Source organism: Geothrix paludis, from assembly GCF_022808815.1.
GTDB lineage: Bacteria > Acidobacteriota > Holophagae > Holophagales > Holophagaceae > Geothrix > Geothrix paludis.
This window is the reverse complement of the sequence record NZ_JAKZLC010000004.1, coordinates 340955-362998: the sequence shown is the minus strand read 5'-3', so window position 1 is coordinate 362998 and position 22044 is coordinate 340955. Positions and strand designations below refer to the sequence as shown.

Genomic DNA, 22044 nt, shown 5'->3' with positions numbered 1-22044 from the left:
CGCTATCCTCGACCCGGAGGTTGCCGTGCCCCTGGATGCCCCGACCCCCCTCTACGTGGGGGAGCGCCTGCGAGACCTGATCCTGTGCTACGCGGGGCCATGGGCGTTCCTGCCCTACATGCGGAACCGCGAGGACCCGGAGCTGCTCTGGCACGCGCGCCAGGGCGTCATCCTGGCCTTCGCCGAGTGCGCCCTGACCCTGGCCATGCTCATCCTGGGCCTATTCCCCATCTTCGGCGCCGTGTCCATCCGCTTCTTCCTGCCCCTCTGGCTACTCTGGTGCCTGGGCATGTCCGTGACGAGCATCCTGCAGGCCACCAAGGGCAAGCGGCACCGCATCCCGGTGATCCACCAGTTCATCGACTATCTATAGCTCTCCGGGGGGACCGCCCGGCCGCAGGCGGCCTCTGCGTTCCCCCGGACCCCCACGAGAAGCGTCGGCGGAGCCGGCGCTTCTCGTCGCCGTCTCGAGCGGAGAACTGCTAACGGGAGGGCCCGGCGTTCAGGATCAGCATGGCGTCGCCGTAGCTGAAGAACCGGTACCGCTCGCGCACGGCCTCCGCATAGGCGGCCTGGGCCAGGTCGAGGCCCAGGAGGGCGGACACCAGGACGAACAGGGTGCTTTCCGGCAGGTGGAAGTTGGTGAGCAGGTGGTCCGCGGTGCGGAGGCGGTAGCCCGGCGTGATGAAGAGGCGCGTGGCGCCCTCCCGCGCGAGCCGCGCGCCGTCCCAGGCGCCTTCGAGCGTGCGCAGGGAAGTGGTGCCCACGCAGAGCACGGGCCGCGCGCGATCGCGGAAGGCCGCTTCCAGGATCTGGGCCGTGGCCTCGGGGATCTCGAAGCGCTCCTCGTGCATGGCGTGGTCTTCCAGGCGCTCGGCGGTCATGGGCCGGAAGGTGCCCAGGCCCACGTGGAGCCGCACGGGATGCCAGCCGCAGCCCCGGGCCTCCAGGGCGCCGATGAGCTCCGGCGTGAAGTGCAGGCCCGCCGTGGGGGCCGCCACGGCCTCGCCCTCCCGGGCCGCGAAGACCGTCTGGTAGCGGGTCTCGTCCTCGGCCTCCGCCAGGTGCTCGATGTAGGGCGGCAGGGGCAGGCGGCCGATGCGGTCGATCTCGTCCCAGTCCAGGCCATGCTCCGAGTGCACCCGCACGGCCCGCAGCCCCTCGGGCAGGGTGTCCAGGATGTCCAGGCGGGCCAGCTCCACGTGGGTGACGGGATCCACCACCGCGGCGGAAGCTCCGGGTTTGAGACGGGCGCCCGGCTTCACCAAGGCCTCGAACCGCCCCTGCCCCAGGCTCCGCAGCAGGAGCGCCTCGCCTGCGCCGCCGCCTGCGCGGCGCAGGAAGAGGCGTGCGTGGCGGACGCGCACGTCGTTCGGGACACAAAGGCTTCCGGCGGGCACCAGGTCTGGCAGGTCGCGGATGGTGCGGTGGGACCAGGCCCTGGTCTGCGCGTCCACCACGAGGAGCCGCGCGCCGTCGCGGTCCGGCGCGGGGTGTTGCGCGATGAGTTCCTGGGGCAGGTCGAAATGGAAGGCGGAGCGGAGCATCAGAGGGGCATCACGCTTCCGCGAACTGCAGCCGGTGCAGCCGCGCGTACTCGCCCTGGCGCGCCAGCAGCTCGTCGTGGGTGCCCTGCTCCACGATGCGGCCCTGCTTCATGGCGCAGATGCGGGTGGCCCGCTGGATGGTGCTGAGGCGGTGGGCGATCACCAGCGTGGTGCGGTCCTGCATGAGGGTTTCCAAGGCGGCCTGCACGGCGCGCTCGCTCTCGGTGTCGAGGGCGCTGGTGGCCTCGTCGAGGATGAGGATGGGCGGGTCCTGCAGCAGGGCCCGGGCGATGGCGAGGCGCTGGCGCTGCCCGCCGCTGAGGCTGGAGCCCGTCTCCGCCAGGGGTGTGTCGTAGCCCCGGGTCAGCCCCTGGATGAAGTCGTGGGCATGGGCCTTCTTCGCGGCGGCGATGACGGATTCGCGGCTGGCCTGCTTGCCGTAGGCGATGTTGTCGTGCACCGTGTCCATGAAGAGCAGGGTCTCCTGGGTGACGATGCCGATGAGCTTGCGGAGCTCCCGGGGGTCGAAGTCGCGGAGATCGAGGCCGTCGAGAGTGATCCGCCCGCCGGTGGGATCGAAGAAGCGGGGCACCAGGTTCACCAGGGTGGTCTTGCCGCCGCCGCTGCCGCCCACCAGGGCCACGGTCTCGCCGGCGCGCACCTCGAGGTCGATGCCGCGCAGGACGGTGTGCTTCTCGTCGTAGGCGAATTCCACGCCTTCGAAGCGCAGGAGGGCCGGGCGTGCGGGCACGGGCACCGGGTCCGGATTCACGGGCAGCTCCGGATTCCGGTCGAGCATGGCATAGACCCGGTCCAGGCTGGCGGAGGCCACCTGGATCTCGTTGTTGAGCTTGGTGAGCCGGCGAAGGGGGTCGTAGAGCGCGTAAATGGCCAGGATGTACGTGAGGAAGTTCTCGGTGGTGAGGGTGCCGGACTTGAAGCGCCCGGCGGCGTAGGCGGCGAGGCCCGCCAGGAGGAAGCCCCCCACCAGCTCCATGATGGGCGTGGAGAGGGCCGAGGCCCGGGCGCTCTTCATGCCCAGCCGGTAGAGCTCCTGGTTCTGGAGCTGGAAGCGGCTCACCTCGTAGGACTCGCGGGCGAAGCCCTGGACCACGCGGATGTTGCTGAAGACCTCCTTCAGGCGCTGCAGAAGCCGGCTGGAGGCCTCCTGGTTCCGGTGGTTCACCCGGCGGATGCGCTGGCTGAGCTTCTTCACGGGCAGCACCACCAGGGGGCCGGCCAGGAACAGGGTGAGGCTCAGCTTCCAGTCCATGTAGAGGACCGTGGCGAGCATGGTGAGGGCCACGCAGGTCTCGCGCACGGCCTCCGCCAGCTGGTTGCTGGCGATGCCCTGCACGGCGCCCACGTCGCTGATGCTGCGGGTGATGAGCTCGCCCACGGGGTGCTTCTGGAAGAAGGCGGGCTCCTGGGTCAGCAGGTGCGCGAAGAGGCGCTCGCGGAAGGCCTGGGTGGCGCGGATGCCGCTGCGGACCATGAGCAGGGTGCCGGCGTAGGTGAAGAGGCCCTTCAGGGCGAAGAGCAGCACCAGCACCAGGGGCACCAGCAGGCCCGTGCGCAGGGCGGAGGCCTCGGGCATGCGGGTCAGCACCCAGGTCCGGAGGTGCTCGAGCTGGCCGAAGAGGCCTGTCTGGGCCCCGCTCAGGGCGTGCGCCTTGCCATCGTCGAACACGAACTTGATGGAGGCGATGAGGGCCCCCTGGCAGAGGCCCGCCAGGAGCAGGAGCAGGGAGGCCCCCGCGATGAGGGGGGCGTGGACCCGCAGATGGTCATTGAAGAAGCGCAGGAGTCGCGACATGGTCAGCGACCAGCTTAGCCGCTCTGGCTCATGCCACCGTCACGGGCGGCTACTCGACGGTCACGGTCACCGTGCTCTTGCCGTCATCCAGGCTGAAGAGTTCCGTGCCCTTGGGGGCGTTCAGAGCCTGGTCCATGAGTCGCTCCAGGTCCACCCCCTTCTTCTTGGCCTGGCGCAGCTGTTCGTCCGAGAGGTAGCCGCCCACGGCCCGGGCGAGGCCCACGGTCAAGCGCACGGTCAGGGCCTCGGGCTTGGCCCGCTCCTTCACGCGGATCACCAGGAACCGGCCCTGGGCGGGGCCCGCGGCCTGGGGCTGGACCCCCATGGCCAGCAGGGCGAGGCGGCAGGCCTCGGAGGAGGCGTCCACCCGGAGGCCGGCCTGGAGAACGGGCACGGCGCGGGCGTCCCGCCGCTTGGCCAGCTGGAGGGCCGCGGCGATGCGGACCTCCTCTCGGTCGTCGGACAGGGCGCCGGCCAGGCCGGCCTGGGCCGCGGGGCTGTTCCACTGGCGGATGCCCCAGCAGCGGACACGGTTCAGCCGGGCTTCCTTGCCCAGCATCCGCTGGTCGGGATGTTTCGCAAGGAACTCGGTGTAGGCCTCGGCGGCCTCGTCCCACCGCTGGTCCTGCTCCAGGCTGGAGGCCAGCCAGTAGCGGGCGTCCGGCACCCGGGAGGAGCGGGGGAACTCGCGGATGAGCGAGCGGTAGGCCTGGGCCGCCTCGTACCAGCGCTGGGCGTAGCGGAGGTCGCGGCCCTGCCGGAACAGGGCGTCCGCGGGGTTCTCCGGGCCCGCCAGGACGAGGGGGAGGGCGGGCTCCGGGGCGGTGGGCGCGATCAGCGCCGGCACGGCCACGAGGAGGGAGAAGGTCATGCGCCGTCTCCCCTCAGGCGCCGTTCCATGCGCTCGGACGCGCCCTCCAGATCGTGGGCCGCGGCCCACTGCCGGAGCTCACGGGCTCGCTCGGTGCTGAGGCAGTCGTCCTCGAAGGCGACCTCAGAGAGCCAGGCGTGCAGGTTGGCGCGGATGGCCTCGGCCTCCTGGATGGGCGCGCCCTGGGCGGCGAGCTGGTGGCTGGCCTCCAGCAGGGTCAGGGCCATCTCCCGCTCCTGGCGCCGATCCTCCTCCCCCTTCTTGCACAGGGTCGGGTCCTGCTCGAAATCCTGGAGCAGGGTGGTGCTCTGCCGGAAGAAGGCGATCCAGGCGCGGTCCTGGGTGCGCTTGCGGGCCAGCTGCTCCAGCCGGGCCGTGTCCTGGGCCTGGGCGCGGAGGTTCTGGGTGTGCAGCACGGTGTAGGTGGCCGGGATCAGGGCCACCAGCAGGACGGCGGCGGCGGCCAGGGTCCAGGATCCGGTCCAGCGGAGGCGGGGAGGCGGGGCCAGGCTTTCGGCGAGGCCCGGCCCGTGGCTTTCCAGGGCCAGGTGGAGTTCCAGCAGCTCGGCCAGCTCGGCCTGCTGCGCCGGATCGTCAGGCCAGAGCTCGGGCCGCTCGAGCAGCTCGAAGCGGCGGGCCTCTTCCTGGGGATCAAGGCGGTTGGGGTCGGGGGCGGGGGTCATGGCTGGGGTCCAAGGGTCTTGCGGAGCTTCTGGAGGCTTTGGAACAGGGTGGCTTTCACGGTGCCTTCGGCGCAGCCCAGATCCTGGGCGATGCGTTTCACCGGGTGCTCGTGGACGTAGTAGGCGAGCACCATGGCCCGCTGGCGGGGGGTGAGGCCCTCCAGAGCCCCGCGAAGGGCCTGGATGCGCCGGCTTTGGTCCACGGATTCCCAGGGTGAAGCCTGCTGGGGATCCGGTGCGTCAAAGGTCTCGGGAGGGGGTACCTCTCTCCCCCGTCTACGGAGGTGGTCGGTCGCCGCATTAGCCGCCAGCGTAAAAAGCCAGGCAGCCACCGGGCGGCCCTCCTCGAATCGCTGACAATGCTGGAGACACTTGAGAAAAACCTCCTGGACCAGCTCCTGGACCACCCCGGCCTCGCCCTGGAGGCGCCGGTGGAGGAAAGCGCAGAGGGGGCGCTCGAAGCGGGCCATGAGGTGGGCCAGGGCCTCCTCCCGGCCGGCCTTGAGCTGGGCCATCCAGAACTCGGGGGATTCCGTCTCCGGCGGAAGGGGGGCGTCAGCCGGCGGCTGGGGGAGGGCCGCGCTCATGCCTTGGGGGCTCGGGCGGGAAGGGTGAAGGAGAAATCCGGCTGCCCCAGCTTCTCCATCACCAGCTTGAGCTGCTCGGGCGTCAGCGCGCAACGCAGCCCCACGCGGCGCTGCTCCTGCAGCAGCTGCGGGGCGGCGCCGGGGGCCGCCTGCACGGCATTGGCGGCGGCCACCAGCCGCTGGAGCCACGGCGTGACCTGGTTGATCCCTTCGGGCGTGCCCGCCAGGGCCAGCTCGAAGCGGATGGCCTGCTCCTTCCCGGCAGGATCCTTCGCGGCGGGCGGCGTGATGCTCCAGAAGAGGGCATGGACCCCCTGGGGCAGGTCCTTCACGAGGGTTCCCTCCAGGTTGCGGCGCAGCCCGCCCAGCAGGGCCTCGGGCTGGAGGTAGCCCTGGAAGGGCGCCCGGGGGTTGATCCACTCGGCGGCGAGGGCCGCGTCCGGCCGGGTGGCCAGGCTGTCCTTGGCCGCCATGCGCTGGAGGGCTTCCAGCGAGCCGATCCAGACCTGGCCCTTCTCGTCGCTGGCGGCCCGGATGTGGGCCTTCGCCCCGCCGGCCTCCAGATCGAGGATCACGTGGAGCGGCCAGTCCCGGCCCTGGAGGCGCAGGCTCCCCTCCTGGGGGAAGGATTCGGAGAGGGCTGCCACCAGCGAGGTCGGATCGGCGAACTGGTTCAGCTGGATGAGAACGTGCTCAAGACCCTTCTGGATGTTCGACTCGCCCTCTTGCGGCACACCGATGACATGGAAGGTCACTCGGCCCGTCTCCGTGCGGGGGTTGATGCGGGCCTTCTGGAGGAAGAGGTCGAGGGCGCGCTCCACCGAGGGATCCCGGGAGATGAGGGATTGGACCTCTTTGTGGGTGAGCATCCAGGCCGCTTCACCGGAGAAGGAGGCCACGCTGTCGGTCGGCGCGGACTGCACCCAGCCGGGAACGCGGGGCTTGGGCCGGCAGGAGGTGGCGAAAGGCAGACAGACCAGCGCCACCGCGACGGGGATCAGAATGGCGGCGGGGCGGCGCATGGGGGGCTCCTGGATCTGGGTTACGGGGCGGTCCTGGCCCCGTTTACCCGAGGGTCCGCAGGGTCACGGGCAGGTGCGGGCTGCGGAGGAGCTGCTGCTGCTCGGCCTCGGACAGCAGGCCCCAGATGCGGGCCGAGGCTTCCCGGGGCGTCTTGGGGTTCAGCAGCAGCTCGGACATGATCGCGGCGTGGGCCATGAGCACCGGATGCCCGGCGATCTGCTCCAGCACGGCGCGGGGGGTCAGCTTGTTCCGGGCGAGGCGGAGGAGGATCCCGGGATCCAGCTGGCGGTCGGACACCATGCGCCGCAGGGTCTCCTCGTCCTGGAGCACCTCCTGGGGCAGGTGGCGCATCAGCTCGCCGCCGGAGGTGCGGAGGGCGGTGATCCGGTCGGAGACGTCCATGGCCAGGTAGAGGGTGCGGAGGGTCTCCAGGGCCCGGCGCTTGACCTCCAGATGCTGGAGCCGCGGATCCCGCAGGATCTCGATGGCGGGCTTGAGGCCGGGCAGGTTCGCGAGCAGGCGGAGGGCCGTGGCTTCCGTCAGGTGGGGGTGGTGCACCAGGGTCTCCGCCACCAGCGGATCTTCCTGCCACTTGGCGTGCGCGGCCACCTGCTCGGCCCGGTCCCGGTCCAGGGTGGGCAGGGTGGAGGCCAGCATCCGCGGCGTGAGGGCCGGGTTGTCCAGGGACAGGCGGAACACCTGGGGATCCGGGTCCTTGAGCACCTGGATGAGCTGGTCCTCCTGCGTGGCCTGGGTGGCGAGGAACACCCGCTCCTCGAGGCTGGCCCAGCGGCCGTCCTCGCCGCGCTCGGGCAGGGCGGTGGACAGCCCCGACCGCTGACGGATGAGGCGGTCGTAGAAGTACTTCACCACCCGGAGCAGGTGCGGGGACTGCCGCTTGGCCCAGTAGGTGACGAACTGGTACTCGCCTTCCTCCAGCTGGGAGAAGAGGCTCACGATGCGGCGCAGGGAGGCCGGCTTCGAGGCGCCCCGCTCCAGCGTCGTCACGAGGAGGCGGGAGAGGGCCAGTCGCCGCGACAGCCCAGCGGGGCATCCGGGGGCCTCCTGGATGCCCTCCCGCACGGGCTCGCGGAAATACCAGCGGGCTTCGGCGTACACCTCCTCGAAGAGCTCCGGCACGGCGCTCTGGCCCAGGGCCCGGAGGAGGAGCTCCTCGGAGATGAGGGGATTCTGGAGGGCGGCTAGGCGGAGGTCTGCGTCCGGATCCACGAGGAAGCCCACCAGTTCATCCGGCTGGGCGGTCTGCTGGGCCCGGGTGAGCCGATCCCCCTTGTTCGCCACCGGCGCCGGCGCGGGCGTGGCGGGGGCTTCCGGCAGGGCCGTGAGGGTCTCCCAATCGGGATCCTCGCCGGGCAGGGGGGGCAGCTCCTGGGTGGAGCCGGTGGCGGAGACGGACTTGGCGATCTGCTTCGCCAGGAGCTTGGCCACGGGCTTCAGCTCGGGATTCAGCTGGGCGTAGAGCGTCTTCACCGCCTCGGAGCGGTCCACCTTCTCGGCGGTGGGCGCCTGGTCCATCTCCCGCATCTGGCCGAAGAGGGAGACCACCATCTCCAGGTCGCGGCGGATGGCCTCCGGGGTGGCCTCGTTCTCCGCCAGCCCCAGGAGGATGGGCCAGTGGGCCAGCCAGTGGGGCGTGCGGGCCATGAGGGTCAGCAGGCGCGGCGAGTCCAGGGACCGGGCCAGGCCCTCCAGCATGAGGATCTGGCTTTCCGACGGCAGCTGCGGGCGCACCAGGGCCAGGTGGCGGAAGTGGATCCGTTCCGGTTCCGTTAGGCTGGCGAGGAACGCGCCTTTCGGTTCCGTCACGATTCCTCCGGTCAGGCGCAGGCGGCTTGGAGGAGAGCCAGGAGTCCGGGATCTTCGCGGAAGAGGAGGGCGTCGACCAGGGCCCCCTTGAGGCCGAGGTGCGTGGGCGCGGCGTCCAGATGCCGGAGGGAGGTGATGCTGCCGCCCATGACCAGCGGCAGGCCGGTGGCGGTGGCCAGCGCCGTGGCGGTCTCGAAGTCGGGATCGGCGCCGGGCACTTCGGGGATGTCCACGAAGAGCAGCCGTTTGAAGCCATAGGCCTTGGCACGCAGGGCGAGGTCAAGGGCGCTGAGGTTGGCCGTGTCCACCCAGCCCGAGCGATGCACCCTGCCGCCCCGGGCGTCGATGGCCGCGGTGAGGAAGGGCTGGAAGCGGGCCATGAGCTGTTCCGACACGAGCGAGGACTTGTGGAGGATCGTGCCCGCCACCAGCCAAACCGCGCCGTGATCGATGAAGAACTGGGCCTGGTCCGAGCTGCGGATGCCGCCGGCCACCTGGATGCAGACCTTCCGCCCCCGGGCATGGCAGCGCTGGAGGATCTGGGCGATGAGCTCGCGGTTGTTGCCCTTACCCATGGCGGCATCCACGTCCACCAGCGCCATGCGCGTGGCGCCCTCGTCGAGCAGCCGAGCGGCGAGATCCAGCGGAGCCTCCGCCGAAGGCTCGCCCTGCCCCGTGGTGGGGATGACGCGGCCATGCTGGAGGTTCAAGGTTGGGTAGATCTTCAAGCGGACACCCCGGTAGACCGGTAGATGTGAGTGTAACGCAAGGGTTACGCCTGTGAGGATCCCGTCAGCAGATCCAGGAGGTGGCGGGCGGCGTCGCTTTCGGCCCGCTTGCGGGAGGGCCCCTTGGCGTCGGCGCTGTGATCGCCCACGGCCACCCGCACGGTGAAGAGCGGGGCGTGACCGGGACCGGACTGGGAGACCAGGGTGTATGCGGGGGTGGGCAATCCTAGCCTGGCGGCAGTCTCCTGGAGGGAAGTCTTGGGGTCCAGGCGGGACCATGCATCCGGATGGGCCTGGCGGATGGGCTCCAGGAATCGGCCTTCCGCCAGGGCCAAGGCGGCGGCCTGCCCGTCCCTTCCCGAAGCCAGGGCGTCCAGGTAGACGGCCGCCAGCAGGGCCTCCAGTGCATCGGCCAGGGGCTTGGGGCCCATGGGCGGGGCCTTCCGGGGGTGCGCGGCGCTCAAGGCGCGATCCAGGCCCAGATCCAGCGCCCACCGGTGCAGCGAATCCGTGCACACCAGCACGCCCCGGAACTTGCTCATGGGGCCTTCCTGCCAGTCCGGCCGCTCCCGATGGAGCAGCAGCGCCACGCAGAAATTCAGGAGGGCATCGCCCAGGAACTCCAGCCGCTGGTTGTCCCGGCCCCGGGCGGCGGAGGTGTGGGTCAGCGCCTCCTGGAGCAGGGCGGGATCCGCGAACCGGTAGCCCAGCGCGGCCTCCAGGGCGGCCCGTTCTTCGGCGCGTTTCGCCATGGTCAGTCCGCCAGATCCGAAGGGAGCTTCCGGTTGAAGCGGGCCTGGTTGAGGACGGCCCGGAAGCGGACGTTCCGGGCGGCCATCTGGCCGAGGATTCCCTGGCGCCGCGCCTCGCGCAGCTCTTGGACGAACTCGGCATGGCGGCCCTGATCGTAGAGCACGGTGGCCAGCCAGGCATGGGCGTTCACGTTGGTCGGATCGGCCTTGATGGCCTGCCGGAATCCGTGGATGGCCTTGTTGGGCTGGCTGTCTGCCAGCTGGATGGCCTCGCTCATGGACACGTTGCCGAGGTTCAGGCGCTCGTGGGTCTGCAGCTTGTCGAGCTTTTCAGGCTGATAGAGCTCGGGCTGGTCGATGGATCGGGATGCGGCCCGGGGCTCGCCGGTCCTGGCTTTGCCCGCATTCGACTCGGTGGGCGCGGGATCCTGGGCGAGCGGTTGCGCCGGCTCCGCCATCTGGGAGGCGCGGGAAGACGCAGGCTCGGGTTTCGCACCTGCGGGAGCCGAAGCACCGGCGCCGGCGGAGGTGGGCGCTTCGGCGGACAGAGGAGGCGCCACTTCCCGGGTTTCCGTGGAGAGCGCGGGCGCAGGAGCGGCGCTCCGATGGAGGGCCCACCAGCCCGCACCACCGGCGCCCGCCAGAACGAGGGCCGCGAGGCCGATCCAGAAGGCCGGCTTGCCTCCCGTCGGGCGGGTCGGGGGCGGGGCCGCCACCGGCGGACGCAGCGCGGCCGGGGCCTGCATCGTGGGCGCCGAAGAAGCGGGTGTCAGGGTGGGCGCCGGGGTTAGCGTCGGGGCGGGTGCCGGCGGCACCACAGGCGCGGTGGGGGCGGCGGCCTGGAGAAGGGCGGTCGCCTCCTCCAGCTGGCCCGTCCATGAGGGATCCTTCGCGGCGCGCAGGGCCTTGGCAAGATCTTCGGCCGTCTGGAACCGCGCGTCCGGATCCTTCGCCAGGGAGCGGTCCAGCACCGAGCGGATGGCGGGGCTGATGCCCCGCAGCATCTCCACCTCGAGGGGCTCGGGCGCCTCGTTGACGATCTTATAGAGGACCGTGGGCGTGGTGTCTCCGGCGAAGGGCTTCCGTCCGCTCAGGCACTCGTAGAGCATGACGCCCACGGCGAAGAGGTCGCTGCGGGGATCGGGCTTGCCGGTCCGGATGTACTCCGGCGCCATGTAGCTCACCGTGCCCATGACCATGCCCGTGGCCGTCATGTCCGAGTTGCTGATCTTGGCCACGCCGAAGTCCATGACCTTGGCGTGGAGGCGCCGCCCGTCGCGCTGGACGCGGACGTTGGTGGGCTTGATGTCGCGGTGGACGATGTGCTGCCGGTGGGCGAAGCCCAGGCCGTCGCAGACCTGGGCCAGCACCTCCAGGGCCTCGGAGCGGGTGAGCGACTGGTCCCGCAGCAGCTCGTCCAGGTCGTGGCCCTTGACGAACTCCATGGCGATGTAGAGCACGCCCTGGTCCTCGCCGAACTCGTAGATGGTGACGAGGTTCGGGTGGTTCAGCACGCCGGCGGCGCGGGCCTCGCGGGCGAAGCGCTCCTTGGCTTCGCCGCCCTGGGCCGCGGAGGGAAGGATGGTCTTGATGGCCACCTCGCGGCCGATGGAGGGGTCGACGCCGAGGTAGACCTCGCCCATGGCGCCGTTGCCGAGAACGCGCTTGATCTCGAATTTCCCGAGCTTCTCGAACATGGGAAGGTCCCCCCGGATGGGATGAGGATGGAGGGACAGCATAGGTCCTGTCCCGCGCAGGTCCAAGGACTTGGGATAATTCGGCATCCGGAAGTCCCGTTTGGGCTGGCATCCAGGCAGGGAACATGCAAACTAGAATCCACCCTCCGGAGCCTCCGGTGCCCGAAGTCCGTCTCCGCTACTTCCTGCCAGCCCTCATGGGCTCGCTGCACCAGCAGCGGGCCGAAGGGGAGCTTGTGCTCGAGCAGAACGACGGCACGCGCCGGCTGTACTGGCGGGGAGGGGACCTCGTCTACCTGCGGAGCGACGCCGTCGGGGAGCAGTTCGGGAACTTCCTCATCCGCCGCGGCGTGCTGGACATGGCCGCGCTCAAGGAGCTGCTGGCCGACGGGGAAGGCTCCCGCATGGGCGATCGCGTGGTGCAGAGCGGGCTCATGACGGTCGCCGAGCGGGACAAGCGCCTGCACGAGCTGCTGGGATCGGTCCTGCTCCACGCCATGGAGCACCCCATCCTGAAGATGGCCTGGATGCCCGGCGTGCTCGAGGACAACCTGAGCGGGGATCTCCAGTTCTGGCTGGATCATCGGCGGCTCGTGTGGGACACCTTCCAGAGCGCCAAGGTTGACCTCGAGCTGGTGGAGATGTTCCAGAGCGAACCGGATTGGCGGTGGGAGGCGAGGGCGGATCTCCTGGAGTCCCTCAGCGACCTGTCCCTCACGCCGACCTTGGCCTATGCCTTGTCGCTGCTGGGTTCGGAGCCGCTCGGCTACGAGACCATCAGCTCCCTCTCGGGGCTTTCGCCGGGAGAGTCGGCCCGGCTGGTGGCCACCCTCTGGGCCCTGGGCGGCCTGAACCTGGTCCGGGGGGACCTGCCGCTGCTTCCCCGCGAATCCGCCCCACCCGCCCCTGCGCCCGAATTCCCGGAACCTCCCGAGCCCGTGTTCGAGTCCATTCCAGTCCTGGAACCCGAAGCGCCGCCGGAGCCGATCCTGCTGCTCGAGGAGGAGGACTTCCCTCCACCCCGGGCCCACACGCCGCGCTCCCTGCCCCCGCCACCGCCTGAGACCGTAGAGCGGGCCTTCAATGAACCCACGCCGTCGGTGCTCCCCTTGCTTCCTTCCAAGATGGATGAGGAGTCGCTCCCCTCGACGGATCGGGCCCACCACCTCCTGGTGAAGGCCAAGTCGTACGTGATGCAGAACCGCACCAGCGAGGCCATCCGGGCCCTCGAGCAGTCCATCAAGCTGGACGGCGATTCCCCGGCCGCCTATGAAGCCTGGCTGCTGCTCGGCCGGTTGAGGCTGACCAATCCCGCCTGGTCCACCCGGGCGGTCGAGGCGCTCCAGGTGGCTTCGCGCATCCGTCCCAGAGCGGCGGAACCCTGGGCCCTCATGGGCGAGCTCTACCACCGGAAGGGATTCCGCGCCAACGCGCAGGGCTGTTTCCGCCGGGCCCTCGAACTCGATCCTTCGGTAGCGGTGCCTTCCGATTGCGGCGACCAGGAAGGCTCCGACGCCGCCCGGAGCGAGGGTGGGCTCATGGGGCGCCTGCGCTCCATGCTCGGACGCGAAAAGGGCTGATGGGCCCGTGCGTGTCCGAGGGGCCTAGGCGGTTCCGAACAGCCGGTCCCCTGCGTCGCCGAGGCCGGGAAGGATGTAGCCCTTCTCGTTGAGCTGGCGATCCACGGCGGCGACGACGATGGTGAGATCCGGGTGGTCCGCGATCAAGCGATCCAAGCCTTCAGGCGCCGCGAGCAGCGCGACGAGGGAGAGGTTCACTGCGCCCGCGCCCTTGAGCTGCCGCACGGCTTCGGAAGCGCTGCCCCCGGTGGCGAGCATGGGGTCCAGCACGAAGACGGGACGGTCCTCAAGCAGGGGGGGGAAGTTCCGGTAGTACGGAACGGGCACGAGGGAATCGTGGTCCCGGTAGAGTCCCAGGTGCCCCACCTTCGCCGTCGGCAGCAGCTTGAGGAAGGAGGGGAGGAGGCCGAGGCCTGCGCGCAGGACGGGCACCAGCACGGGATCCAGGGACTTCAGTCGCAGCGTGCTCGTGCGCTCGAGCGGGGTCTCCACCACCATCGACTCCACGGGGAGGCCGCGGGTCGATTCGGTCGCGAGGATCAGCCCCACTTCCTCGATGAGCGAACGGAAGAGGATGCCGGGGGTCTTCCGGTCGCGAATGAGGGAGAGCTTGTGATGCACCAGCGGATGGTCGAGCACGTGGATCGTCATGGGGGCCTCTCGTCGCTTCCGGCGGGACCGCGAATGCCGCTTGCACAGGGCCCGGGGCGGAAAGCGCGAGTTGAAGCGTAGCAGGCGCGGACCCGGATGAGGGACACGAACCCCCCGGGTTCCGGAGCTCTCCGGAGAGGGTTCTCTGGGATCGCCGGGTGACGAAAGTGCGCGATGCGACGGCGCATGGATCGCGGCTGACGGCGCGGGTTTCAGAGGATCCACATCGCAGCCGGCGGTGCGTGTGATGCGTGCATGATGACTCCCGTAGCGGACTCGGAGATCGTCCGAGAGGGGGTCCGGGAGGGCGGAAACGAATGGGGGGTGGGCGGGGAGGTAGCGTCAAAAAAAATGAAGATTTTTTTGATTTCTCTGTTGACCTCATCCGAATCACTGGTTTGATGTTGAATCAGAGGAAAAACGACCGATCATCTTCCCCATAGGGCCAGCAGCGAGGTATCTGAGATTTGGAGCGTGGGAAATGCTAAAGAAAGTCGCCATCTTCAAGGCCCTCGACGTAGAAATCAAAAAGCAGAGGGGTCCTGTGGCGGTGAAAGATGCCTACAAGGGCCACCACTCCCTGAAGGAAGAACTCAGCCAGCCTGGAATCACGATCTTGGGTGAAGTTGCCGGGGGGGATCCCGGCCGGGGTCAGGTCCGGGATTCTTACAAGGCCTCCACCCACGCCAAGAGTCTCGCCGAAAACGGCGCCAGGGTCCTCTCGGTCGCCACGGACAAGTTCCTCTATCACGGCGACGACAAGCACCTGTCCGAGGTCAGGGCCCAGGTGAAGCTGCCCCTGATCCGCCGGGACTTCATCTTCGAGGAGTACCAGGTCGAGGAGAGCAAGATCCTCGGCGCGGACGCGATCTTCCTCATGCCCGCCCTCCTGGGCCAGGAACGGCTCGAGACGCTGCTGAAGTTCGCCACCAGCAAGGGGCTCGACGTGGTGGTCGAGGTGACCTCCGAGGCCGAGCTCCAACGGGCCGTGGAGGCCGGGGCCGACATCATCTGCGCCGTGGGCCGCAACCTCGATACCTGGGAGCCTTCCTGGGACCAGGCGGTGTCCCTGGTCAAGAAGATCCCCAAGAGCTGCCTGAAGCTGGTCGAGGGAGGCATCCACCGGCTGGATCAGATCAAGCAGATGGAGGCCCTGGGCGTCCATGGGCTGCTGATCGGCGATGCCCTCCTTGATGACTATTATCCCGGCAAGCGCCTGGCGCAGATCCTGGCAGGCGTGGAGCCCCCGAAAAAAGCCGCGAAGCCCAAAGGCAAGACCGGCTCTGCCGCCGATGCGGCGCATCCCCCCGCGGCTGCTGCCGCAGCCAAGGAACGCATATCCTCCCAGCGGAAAGACGCGACCCCATCTGGCACGAAAGGTGCCACTGACAAGCCATCTTCCCGCACGACCCCTTCCAACCTCGCCCAAAAGGGCGTAAAGGAGCCACCCATGGCCGAACTGACCAACATGGTCGCCACCCCCGCCGCCCCCGCGGCTGCGAAGCCCGCCGCCAAGAAGCCGGCTGCGAAGAAGGCTGCGCCGAAGAAGAAGGCCGCCGCCAAGAAGCCGGCCGCCAAGAAGGCCGCGCCGAAGAAGGCCGCCGCCAAGAAGCCGGCCGCCAAGAAGACCGTGAAGAAGGCCGCGCCGAAGAAGGCCGCCGCCAAGAAGGCCGCGCCGAAGAAGGCTGCCGCCAAGAAGGCCGCGCCGAAGAAGGCCGCTGCCAAGAAGGCCGCGCCGAAGAAGGCCGCTGCCAAGAAGGCCGCGCCGAAGAAGGCCGCTGCCAAGAAGGCCGCGCCGAAGAAGGCCGCTGCCAAGAAGGTCGTCAAGAAGGCCGTGAAGAAGGCCGCGCCGAAGAAGGCCGCCGCCAAGAAGCCGGCCGCCAAGAAGACCGTGAAGAAGGCCGCGCCGAAGAAGGCCGCGAAGAAGTAGACGGATTCCACCGAATCCATCTGCGCAACCTGGCTAACATCAGAGAGGCGCGCCAGCGCGCCTCTCTGAGCCGGGTGACGACATGATTACCATCGAACGGGTCTCTGCCCTCGAAGTCCTCGACAGCCGGGGGAACCCCACGGTTCTCGCCCGGGTGGAGCTCTCCGACGGGACGGTGGGACAGGCCCTCGTCCCCTCCGGTGCCTCCACTGGCAGCCGGGAGGCGCTCGAGCGCCGCGACGGCGACAAGAAGCGCTACCTGGGCAAGGGTGTGCTCGGGGCGGTGGACGCCATCAATGTGGAACTGGCCCAGGCCCTCCAGGGCATGGATCCCTTCCAGCAGGCCGAGCTCGACGAGCTGATGTGTGACCTGGATGGGACCGAGAACAAGGCCCGTCTGGGCGCGAACGCCATCCTGGGCGTCTCCATGGCCATGGCGGACGCCGCGGCCAAGGCCTCCCGCCTGCCCCTCTATCGCTACCTCGGCGGTGCCTCGGCCCGCCTGCTTCCCGTGCCCATGATGAACATCCTCAATGGGGGTGCCCACGCCGACAACAACGTGGACATCCAGGAGTTCATGGTGCTGCCCGTGGGGGCGCCGACCTTCCGGGAGGCCCTCCGCTGGGGCGCCGAGGTCTACCACAGCCTGAAGGGGGTCCTGAAGGCCCGCAAGCTGTCCACCGGCGTGGGGGACGAGGGCGGGTTCGCCCCGAACCTCGGTTCCAACGAGGAGGCCCTGGAGCTCATCGGGGAAGCCGTGAAGAAGGCCGGCTACAAGCTCGGCAAGGATGTCTTCCTGGGCCTGGACTGTGCGGCCAGCGAATTCCATGACGGCAAGGCCTACGCCCTGGACGGCGCCAAGAAGACTGCCGCCCAGTTGGTGGACTATTACCAGGGCCTGGTGTCCCGGCATCCCGTCATCTCCGTCGAAGACGGCTTCGCCGAGGGCGACTGGAAGGGCTGGAAGCTCCAGACCGAGGCCATGGGCGCCAAGACCCAGCTCGTGGGCGACGACCTCTTCGTGACCAACCCGGCCATCCTGGCCAAGGGCATCCAGGAGGGTGTGGCCAACGCCATCCTGATCAAGCTGAACCAGATCGGCACCGTCACCGAGACCCTCCGGGCCGTGGACATGGCCCACAAGGCCGGCTACCGGGCGGTCATCAGCCATCGCAGCGGCGAGACCGAAGACAGCTTCATCGCCGACCTGGCGGTGGCCACGGGGGCAGGCCAGATCAAGACCGGCGCCCCCTGCCGCACGGACCGGATCGCCAAGTACAACCGCCTGCTCCAGATCGAATGGGAGCTGGGGGCCGCGGCCCGCTATGCCGGCCGGGAGGCCTTCGGGTCCCGCCTCTAGGGACGCCATCTAGGAGGCTCCATGAACGCCAACTGGCTCCTGAAGTCCTCCACCCTGTGGGGCGTGTTCGGGGCCTCGGCCTTCCTGTCCCTCATGGCGCTGCTCTTCTCCCAGGGGGGGCTGCCTGAGCTGCGGAAGCAGGAGGCCGAGCTGGCGGCGACCCGCACCCGGCTGCTGGAGCTCAACAAGCGCAACCGCGAGCTGCTCGAGGAGGTCCAGCGTCTCGCCGCGAAGGACCCCGAGCTGATGGAGGCCCTGGCGCGGCGCCAGGGCTACGCGCGCCCCGGCGAGACGGTCTACACCTTCGGAAACCGCGGGAAGTAGGTTGGACCTCTTCCTCGCCTCCGCGGCCGGCAACGTCTTTGGCTACCTCTGGGAAGAGGAGGCTAAAGGTTACAGCGGCTCGGATTGGACCAAAATCCTTTGTCCACGGGGGGCGGGGTTCGGTTTAGATGGCCTTTTTTTGATGCAAAGGCCCGGAACGGGTCCCTGGGTTCTGGAGCACTGGGATACCGACGGATCCAAGTCCTTTTGTTCCAATGGTAGCAGGGCGGCCCTGGCGGTTCCTGGGGCCCCGGATGGGCCCCTGGTCGAAGCCATCTCCAGCGGCGAGCGCATCCTCCTCCGGCAGGGTCGCGAGGAGGGTGTCGGCATCCGCATGCCCGAGGGCGAGGGCTTCGCGCTTCGCGAGGTCCCCATGCCGACGCCCCATCCCGCGGGCTTCGGCTGGATCGGCAATCCCCAGCTGGTGCTCGAGGTGCCCTCGGTCGCGGCCCTGGACCTTCGCGACTACGCCCCACCGCTGCGCCACCATGCCGGGCTGCCCGGCGGCACGAATGTGAACGTGGTCGAGGTGATCGCCCCCGGCGAAGCGAGGATCCGTTCCTGGGAACGCGGCGTCGAAGGGGAGACCCTCTGCTGCGGGACCGGGTGCGCCGTCGCCGCGGTCTGGCTGGCGCGCGACGGCGGACCTCACGCCTGGCGGCTGCGCACGGCCAGCGGAGAGGACGTCACCGTGACCTTCCTTCCCGAGGCAGGTGGTGGCTGGCGGGACTTGTGGCTTTCCGGCCCGGTGCGGCGGCTGGGGCACGTGCAGCCCGATCCCTCGCTCCACCCTTGAACCCCCAAGGCTCTTCTGGGCTCTCTTGGCCGTGGAACCCGACCTGCTAGACTGGCGTGTTCCACACCCGAGGGGATGCCGAGATGCGTGGTTTGACCAGCGCCTGCGCGACGATGAGGGCCGCCTGATGCGCGCCCGGGTGGTGGCTCTCGCGAACCAGAAGGGCGGGGTGGGCAAGACCACCACGGCCATCAACCTCGCCGCGTCCCTCGCCATGATGGAGAAGATGGTGCTGCTGGTGGATTTCGATCCCCAGGGCCACAGCACCACGGGGCTCGGCTTCCCGAAGCCCGACCATCGGGCCGGCGCCTACGCGCTGATGAAGGGCGCGCCCGCCGAGGCCCTGGTGCTGAGCACCGAAGTCCCGATGATGCAGGTCATCCCCGCGGGCAAGGACCTCGCGCAGCTGGAGTTCGAGCTCTTCGAGCTGCCCCAGCTCCAGGTGCTGAAGCAGGGCCTGGCCCCGCTCATGGACCGCTTCGACTACATCCTGATCGATCCGCCCCCCAGCCTCGGCATGATCACCCTCAATGCCCTCAGCGCCGCGGACGAGGTCATCGTGCCCATGCCCTGCGAGTTCTTCGCGCTGGACGGGCTCGCGGAGCTGACGGAGACGCTTCGCCGCATCCAGGCGGGCCCGAACCCCAACCTGCAGCTGGGCGGCATCCTGCTCACCATGGCCGAGGAGCGCACCAACCTGGGTGCCGCCGTGGCGAGCGAAGTCCGCCATGCCTTCCCGGGCAAGGTGTTCGAAACCGTGATCCCCCGCAACATCCGGCTCGCCGAGGCGCCCAGCCACGGCAAGCCCGTGGCCTTCTATGACCTGCGCTCCAAGGGTGCCCAGGCCTACCTCAACCTCGCCAAGGAGTGGTTGGGACTGGAGATGCCCGCGAGGAGGGAAGCCTGATGACCCAGCTGAAGCGTCCGGCCCTGGGCCGCGGACTGACCTCGCTCATGAGCCAGATGGCCCCCGAGGATGCCAACCAGCGGGAGCTGCCCCTGGGCAAGCTGGTGCCCAACCGGGCCCAGCCCCGCACGCACTTCGACGAGGCGGCCCTGGCCGAGTTGGCGGAGAGCCTCAAGCAGCACGGCATGGTCCAGCCCATCGTCGTGCGCAAGGTGGGCGAGCAGTTCGAGATCATCGCCGGCGAGCGCCGGTGGCGGGCCGCGCGCCTGGCCGGGCTCGCCATGGCCCCGGTGGTCATCAAGGAGGTCCCGGACGACCGTCTCCTGGAGTTCGCCCTGGTGGAGAACATCCAGCGCCAGGAGCTGAACCCCATCGAGGAGGCCACGGCCTACTGGCAGCTGGGCGAGCACCTGCGCCTCACCCAGGAGCAGGTGGCCGACCGCGTGGGCAAGTCCCGTCCCCAGGTGGCCAACACCCTGCGCCTGCTGCGGCTGCCCGCCGAGCTGAAGGCGGATGTGGCCCACGGCCGCCTCAGCACCGGGCACGCCAAGGTGCTGCTGGGCGTGCCCGATCCCCGGATGCAGGAGCAACTCGCCCACGAGGTGGTGGCGCAGCAGCTCAGCGTCCGCGCCCTGGAGGCCCGCATCCAGCAGCTCCAGAAGCAGGCCAAGGCCAAGGGGGGGAAGAAGAAGCATCCCCAGGAGCTGTTCATCAAGGCCGCCGCGGAGGAGCTGACCCAGTCCTGGGGCACCCGCATCGAGATCAAGGCCAAGGGCAAGACGGGCACCCTGGTCATGCACTACGGCAGCGAAGCCGAGCTGGATCGGCTCTTCGAGGCCCTCAAGCAAGGTCCGGTCAAGGGCCGGTAGGAGTCGTCATGTCCTGGTTCGTGAAGAAGCGTCAGCAGAAGACCGCCGTCGAAGAAAAGACCGTCCGGGTGCCCGAAGGCCTCTGGATCAAGTGCGAGGCCTGCAAGGAGCTGATCTACCGCAAGGAGCTGGTCAACACCCATAACGTCTGTCCTAAGTGCGGCTACCACTTCCGCATCGGCGTGGCGGAGCGGCTCGAGAACCTCCTGGACGAAGGCTGGACCACGCTGTTCAGTGACCTGAAGAGCGGCGATCCCCTCGGGTTCGTCTCCACCAAGAGCTACAAGGACCAGCTGAAGAAGTTGGAGCAGGCAGGTGAGACCGAGGATGCCGTAGTGGTGGTGGAGGGCACCCTGTCCGGCCAGCCCGTGGTGACGGCCATCATGAACTTCGACTTCCTGGCCGCCAGCATGGGCAGCGTGGTGGGCGAGAAGCTGCGCCTGGGCGCCGAGCGGGCCCTGGCGAAGCAGTGCCCCTACCTCATCGTCAGCTGCAGCGGTGGGGCCCGCATGCAGGAGGGCACCCTGTCGCTGATGCAGATGGCCAAGGTCAGTGCGGCCCTGGCCAAGCTGGACAAGGCGGGCCTGCCTTACCTGAGCATCCTGACGGATCCCACCACCGGCGGCGTGAGCGCCAGCTACGCCATGCTGGGCGACCTGAACATCGCCGAGCCCAAGGCCCTCATCGGGTTCGCCGGGCCCCGCGTCATCGAGCAGACCATCAAGCAGAGCCTGCCGGAAGGCTTCCAGCGCTCGGAGTTCCTCCAGACCCACGGCATGGTGGACAAGGTCGTCACGCGCGACCACCTCAAGGACTTCATCGCCGCATGCCTGGCCTGGATGACGCCCTCGCCCAGGGACTGATGCGCGAAGGTCTCGAACTCGTCTTCATCCCGCGCCTCCAGGCGCGCGGCCACATGGGGATCAAGTGCGGCCTGGAGAACATCCACGCCCTGCTCGACGGGCTGGGCCGCCCCGACGCGAACTTCCCCGTCATCCTCATCGCCGGCACCAACGGCAAGGGCAGCACCGGGGCCTTCCTCGCCCACATGCTGAAGGCCGCGGGCTTCGTGGTGGGGTGGACCACCTCGCCCCACCTGGTGGACGTCACCGAGCGGATCTGGGTGGATGGGGAGCCCATCGGCGAAGGGGCCCTGGAGCTGCTGCTGGGCGAGGCCTTCGATTCCGAGGCCCGCACCGGCGTGAACGCCACCTACTTTGAATTGATGATCACGGCGGCCCTCTCCGCCTTCCGCATGACCGGCGTGGAGGTGGCGATCCTGGAGGTGGGTATGGGTGGGCGCTGGGACGCCACCAACGCCACGAATCCCATCCTCACGGTCCTCACCAGCGTGAGCCTGGATCATCAGCAGTACCTGGGGGACACGCGAGAGGCCATCGCCCGGGAGAAGCTCTGCACGGCCCGGGACGGCCGGCCCCTGGTGCTGGGGCCGACCTTGGATCCGGCGTGGATCCGCCCCCTGCTGCCCTGCGAGCCGGTGCTCTGCCCGGCCACGCGCCTGGGCCCGGCGGACATCCGCTGGGACCACTCCCGCGTGACGGGCCAACGGGTGGGACTGGCGGGCCTGCACCAGCTGGACAACCTGGCCACGGCCTTCGAGGCGATCCATCAGCTGCGCGGACTGGGTTTTCCCGTGCCCGAGGACCGGCTCTGGGAAGGTGTGGCGGCCACCCGCTGGCCCGGCCGGCTCTGGGCCCCGCCGGGGCTCCAGGGCGTGTGGATGGACGGCGCCCACAACCCGGATGGCGCCCGGGTCCTGGCGGACCATGCCCTGGCCTGCGGCGTGCGCCCCCACCTCTTCTTCGGCGCCATGGGCGACAAGGACCTGGCCGGTGTCGCCCGGGAGATGAAGCGCATGCGCCCCCTGTCCGTCACCTTCCTCCAGGGGGAGGCGCCCCGCTACGCGAAGGCCGAGGCCCTCCGGGAGGCCTGGGGTCTCGAGGCCCCCATGCTCGACCTGCGGGAAGCGGCGGAGAGGCTGCGGGGGCCCGCGGAAGCTCCCCGCCTGGTGACAGGCTCCCTCTACCTCCTGGGCGACCTCCTGCGGGAGCTGGATATCCGGGCCTTCTGAACCG

21 protein-coding genes are annotated in these 22044 nt (G+C 69.4%); 10 read left to right on the top strand and 11 right to left on the bottom strand.

The window, feature by feature from the left end; all coding sequences use genetic code 11:
• The first annotated feature begins 25 nt into the window (after positions 1-25).
• Positions 26-373, top strand: a complete 348-nt coding sequence (locus MLE64_RS12115) for a hypothetical protein (protein ID WP_243287394.1) — start codon at positions 26-28, stop codon at positions 371-373.
• Positions 374-482: 109 nt separating this feature from the next.
• On the opposite strand, the gene queA is transcribed toward MLE64_RS12115, so the two are convergent.
• From queA to MLE64_RS12065, 10 genes are read right to left on the bottom strand one after another with little or no spacing between them, the layout of a single operon-like run.
• Positions 483-1547 carry a tRNA preQ1(34) S-adenosylmethionine ribosyltransferase-isomerase QueA gene (queA, locus tag MLE64_RS12110; RefSeq protein ID WP_243317972.1) on the bottom strand — a complete coding sequence of 355 codons (1065 nt, stop codon included), beginning with the start codon at positions 1545-1547 and terminating at the stop codon, positions 483-485.
• Between the two features lie 10 nt (positions 1548-1557).
• A complete protein-coding gene (locus MLE64_RS12105) occupies positions 1558-3363 on the bottom strand; it encodes an ABC transporter ATP-binding protein (RefSeq protein WP_243317971.1) in 1806 nt (601 codons plus the stop codon).
• 49 nt (positions 3364-3412) lie between these two features.
• Positions 3413-4234 carry a tetratricopeptide repeat protein gene (locus tag MLE64_RS12100; RefSeq protein ID WP_243317970.1) on the bottom strand — a complete coding sequence of 274 codons (822 nt, stop codon included), beginning with the start codon at positions 4232-4234 and terminating at the stop codon, positions 3413-3415.
• On the bottom strand, positions 4231-4917 hold the full coding sequence (locus tag MLE64_RS12095) for a hypothetical protein (protein WP_243317969.1): 687 nt from the start codon (positions 4915-4917) through the stop codon (positions 4231-4233). Before MLE64_RS12095 ends, MLE64_RS12100 begins: the two co-directional genes overlap by 4 nt.
• Complete coding sequence (locus tag MLE64_RS12090) at positions 4914-5504, bottom strand: RNA polymerase sigma factor (RefSeq protein ID WP_243317968.1); 591 nt, start codon at positions 5502-5504, stop codon at positions 4914-4916. Before MLE64_RS12090 ends, MLE64_RS12095 begins: the two co-directional genes overlap by 4 nt.
• Positions 5501-6526, bottom strand: a complete 1026-nt coding sequence (locus MLE64_RS12085) for a hypothetical protein (protein WP_243317967.1) — start codon at positions 6524-6526, stop codon at positions 5501-5503. The genes MLE64_RS12090 and MLE64_RS12085 overlap by 4 nt, the downstream gene beginning before the upstream one ends.
• Positions 6527-6569: 43 nt before the next feature.
• On the bottom strand, positions 6570-8354 hold the full coding sequence (locus MLE64_RS12080; RefSeq protein WP_243317966.1) for a hypothetical protein: 1785 nt from the start codon (positions 8352-8354) through the stop codon (positions 6570-6572).
• 11 nt (positions 8355-8365) lie between these two features.
• Positions 8366-9082, bottom strand: coding sequence for a HisA/HisF-related TIM barrel protein (locus MLE64_RS12075; RefSeq protein ID WP_243317965.1), 717 nt, complete (start codon positions 9080-9082; stop codon positions 8366-8368).
• A 44-nt stretch (positions 9083-9126) separates the two neighbouring features.
• The gene (locus tag MLE64_RS12070; RefSeq protein WP_243317964.1) at positions 9127-9834 is read right to left on the bottom strand and encodes a ribonuclease III family protein; all 708 of its coding nucleotides are present in this window, start codon (positions 9832-9834) and stop codon (positions 9127-9129) included.
• A 2-nt stretch (positions 9835-9836) separates the two neighbouring features.
• Positions 9837-11531 carry a serine/threonine-protein kinase gene (locus MLE64_RS12065; RefSeq protein ID WP_243317963.1) on the bottom strand — a complete coding sequence of 565 codons (1695 nt, stop codon included), beginning with the start codon at positions 11529-11531 and terminating at the stop codon, positions 9837-9839.
• Between the two features lie 158 nt (positions 11532-11689).
• Between MLE64_RS12065 and MLE64_RS15970 the strand changes: the two genes are divergently transcribed.
• Positions 11690-13111 carry a tetratricopeptide repeat protein gene (locus MLE64_RS15970; RefSeq protein ID WP_243317962.1) on the top strand — a complete coding sequence of 474 codons (1422 nt, stop codon included), beginning with the start codon at positions 11690-11692 and terminating at the stop codon, positions 13109-13111.
• Between the two features lie 24 nt (positions 13112-13135).
• On the opposite strand, the gene upp is transcribed toward MLE64_RS15970, so the two are convergent.
• A complete protein-coding gene (gene upp, locus MLE64_RS12055) occupies positions 13136-13762 on the bottom strand; it encodes a uracil phosphoribosyltransferase (protein ID WP_243317961.1) in 627 nt (208 codons plus the stop codon).
• A gap of 481 nt (positions 13763-14243) precedes the next feature.
• Between upp and MLE64_RS12050 the strand changes: the two genes are divergently transcribed.
• From MLE64_RS12050 to MLE64_RS12015, 8 genes are all read left to right on the top strand, one after another.
• Positions 14244-15692 carry an indole-3-glycerol phosphate synthase TrpC gene (locus tag MLE64_RS12050; protein WP_243317960.1) on the top strand — a complete coding sequence of 483 codons (1449 nt, stop codon included), beginning with the start codon at positions 14244-14246 and terminating at the stop codon, positions 15690-15692.
• 82 nt (positions 15693-15774) lie between these two features.
• Positions 15775-17052 carry a phosphopyruvate hydratase gene (gene eno, locus MLE64_RS12045; protein ID WP_243317959.1) on the top strand — a complete coding sequence of 426 codons (1278 nt, stop codon included), beginning with the start codon at positions 15775-15777 and terminating at the stop codon, positions 17050-17052.
• A 21-nt stretch (positions 17053-17073) separates the two neighbouring features.
• Positions 17074-17376, top strand: a complete 303-nt coding sequence (locus tag MLE64_RS12040; RefSeq protein ID WP_243317958.1) for an FtsB family cell division protein — start codon at positions 17074-17076, stop codon at positions 17374-17376.
• 142 nt (positions 17377-17518) lie between these two features.
• A complete protein-coding gene (locus MLE64_RS12035; RefSeq protein WP_243317957.1) occupies positions 17519-18172 on the top strand; it encodes a diaminopimelate epimerase in 654 nt (217 codons plus the stop codon).
• A 127-nt stretch (positions 18173-18299) separates the two neighbouring features.
• Complete coding sequence (locus tag MLE64_RS12030; protein WP_243317956.1) at positions 18300-19079, top strand: ParA family protein; 780 nt, start codon at positions 18300-18302, stop codon at positions 19077-19079.
• Positions 19079-19948 carry a ParB/RepB/Spo0J family partition protein gene (locus MLE64_RS12025; RefSeq protein ID WP_243317955.1) on the top strand — a complete coding sequence of 290 codons (870 nt, stop codon included), beginning with the start codon at positions 19079-19081 and terminating at the stop codon, positions 19946-19948. The genes MLE64_RS12030 and MLE64_RS12025 overlap by 1 nt, the downstream gene beginning before the upstream one ends.
• Before the next feature lie 8 nt (positions 19949-19956).
• Positions 19957-20811, top strand: coding sequence for an acetyl-CoA carboxylase, carboxyltransferase subunit beta (accD, locus tag MLE64_RS12020; RefSeq protein WP_243317954.1), 855 nt, complete (start codon positions 19957-19959; stop codon positions 20809-20811).
• Positions 20775-22040: a bifunctional folylpolyglutamate synthase/dihydrofolate synthase gene (locus MLE64_RS12015; RefSeq protein WP_243317953.1), complete on the top strand. Its 1266-nt coding sequence runs from the start codon at positions 20775-20777 to the stop codon at positions 22038-22040. Before accD ends, MLE64_RS12015 begins: the two co-directional genes overlap by 37 nt.
• Positions 22041-22044 lie beyond the last annotated feature (4 nt).

Coding starts and splice junctions, on each gene's coding strand:
- queA (WP_243317972.1), bottom strand. CDS start 1,547: ATGCTCCGCTCCGCCTTCCATTTCGACCTGCCCCAGGAACTCATCGCG.
- MLE64_RS12105 (WP_243317971.1), bottom strand. CDS start 3,363: ATGTCGCGACTCCTGCGCTTCTTCAATGACCATCTGCGGGTCCACGCC.
- MLE64_RS12100 (WP_243317970.1), bottom strand. CDS start 4,234: ATGACCTTCTCCCTCCTCGTGGCCGTGCCGGCGCTGATCGCGCCCACC.
- MLE64_RS12095 (WP_243317969.1), bottom strand. CDS start 4,917: ATGACCCCCGCCCCCGACCCCAACCGCCTTGATCCCCAGGAAGAGGCC.
- MLE64_RS12090 (WP_243317968.1), bottom strand. CDS start 5,504: ATGAGCGCGGCCCTCCCCCAGCCGCCGGCTGACGCCCCCCTTCCGCCG.
- MLE64_RS12085 (WP_243317967.1), bottom strand. CDS start 6,526: ATGCGCCGCCCCGCCGCCATTCTGATCCCCGTCGCGGTGGCGCTGGTC.
- MLE64_RS12070 (WP_243317964.1), bottom strand. CDS start 9,834: ATGGCGAAACGCGCCGAAGAACGGGCCGCCCTGGAGGCCGCGCTGGGC.
- MLE64_RS12065 (WP_243317963.1), bottom strand. CDS start 11,531: ATGTTCGAGAAGCTCGGGAAATTCGAGATCAAGCGCGTTCTCGGCAAC.
- upp (WP_243317961.1), bottom strand. CDS start 13,762: ATGACGATCCACGTGCTCGACCATCCGCTGGTGCATCACAAGCTCTCC.
- MLE64_RS12050 (WP_243317960.1), top strand. CDS start 14,244: ATGCTAAAGAAAGTCGCCATCTTCAAGGCCCTCGACGTAGAAATCAAA.
- eno (WP_243317959.1), top strand. CDS start 15,775: ATGATTACCATCGAACGGGTCTCTGCCCTCGAAGTCCTCGACAGCCGG.
- MLE64_RS12040 (WP_243317958.1), top strand. CDS start 17,074: ATGAACGCCAACTGGCTCCTGAAGTCCTCCACCCTGTGGGGCGTGTTC.
- MLE64_RS12035 (WP_243317957.1), top strand. CDS start 17,519: ATGCAAAGGCCCGGAACGGGTCCCTGGGTTCTGGAGCACTGGGATACC.
- MLE64_RS12030 (WP_243317956.1), top strand. CDS start 18,300: ATGCGCGCCCGGGTGGTGGCTCTCGCGAACCAGAAGGGCGGGGTGGGC.
- MLE64_RS12025 (WP_243317955.1), top strand. CDS start 19,079: ATGACCCAGCTGAAGCGTCCGGCCCTGGGCCGCGGACTGACCTCGCTC.
- accD (WP_243317954.1), top strand. CDS start 19,957: ATGTCCTGGTTCGTGAAGAAGCGTCAGCAGAAGACCGCCGTCGAAGAA.
- MLE64_RS12015 (WP_243317953.1), top strand. CDS start 20,775: ATGCCTGGCCTGGATGACGCCCTCGCCCAGGGACTGATGCGCGAAGGT.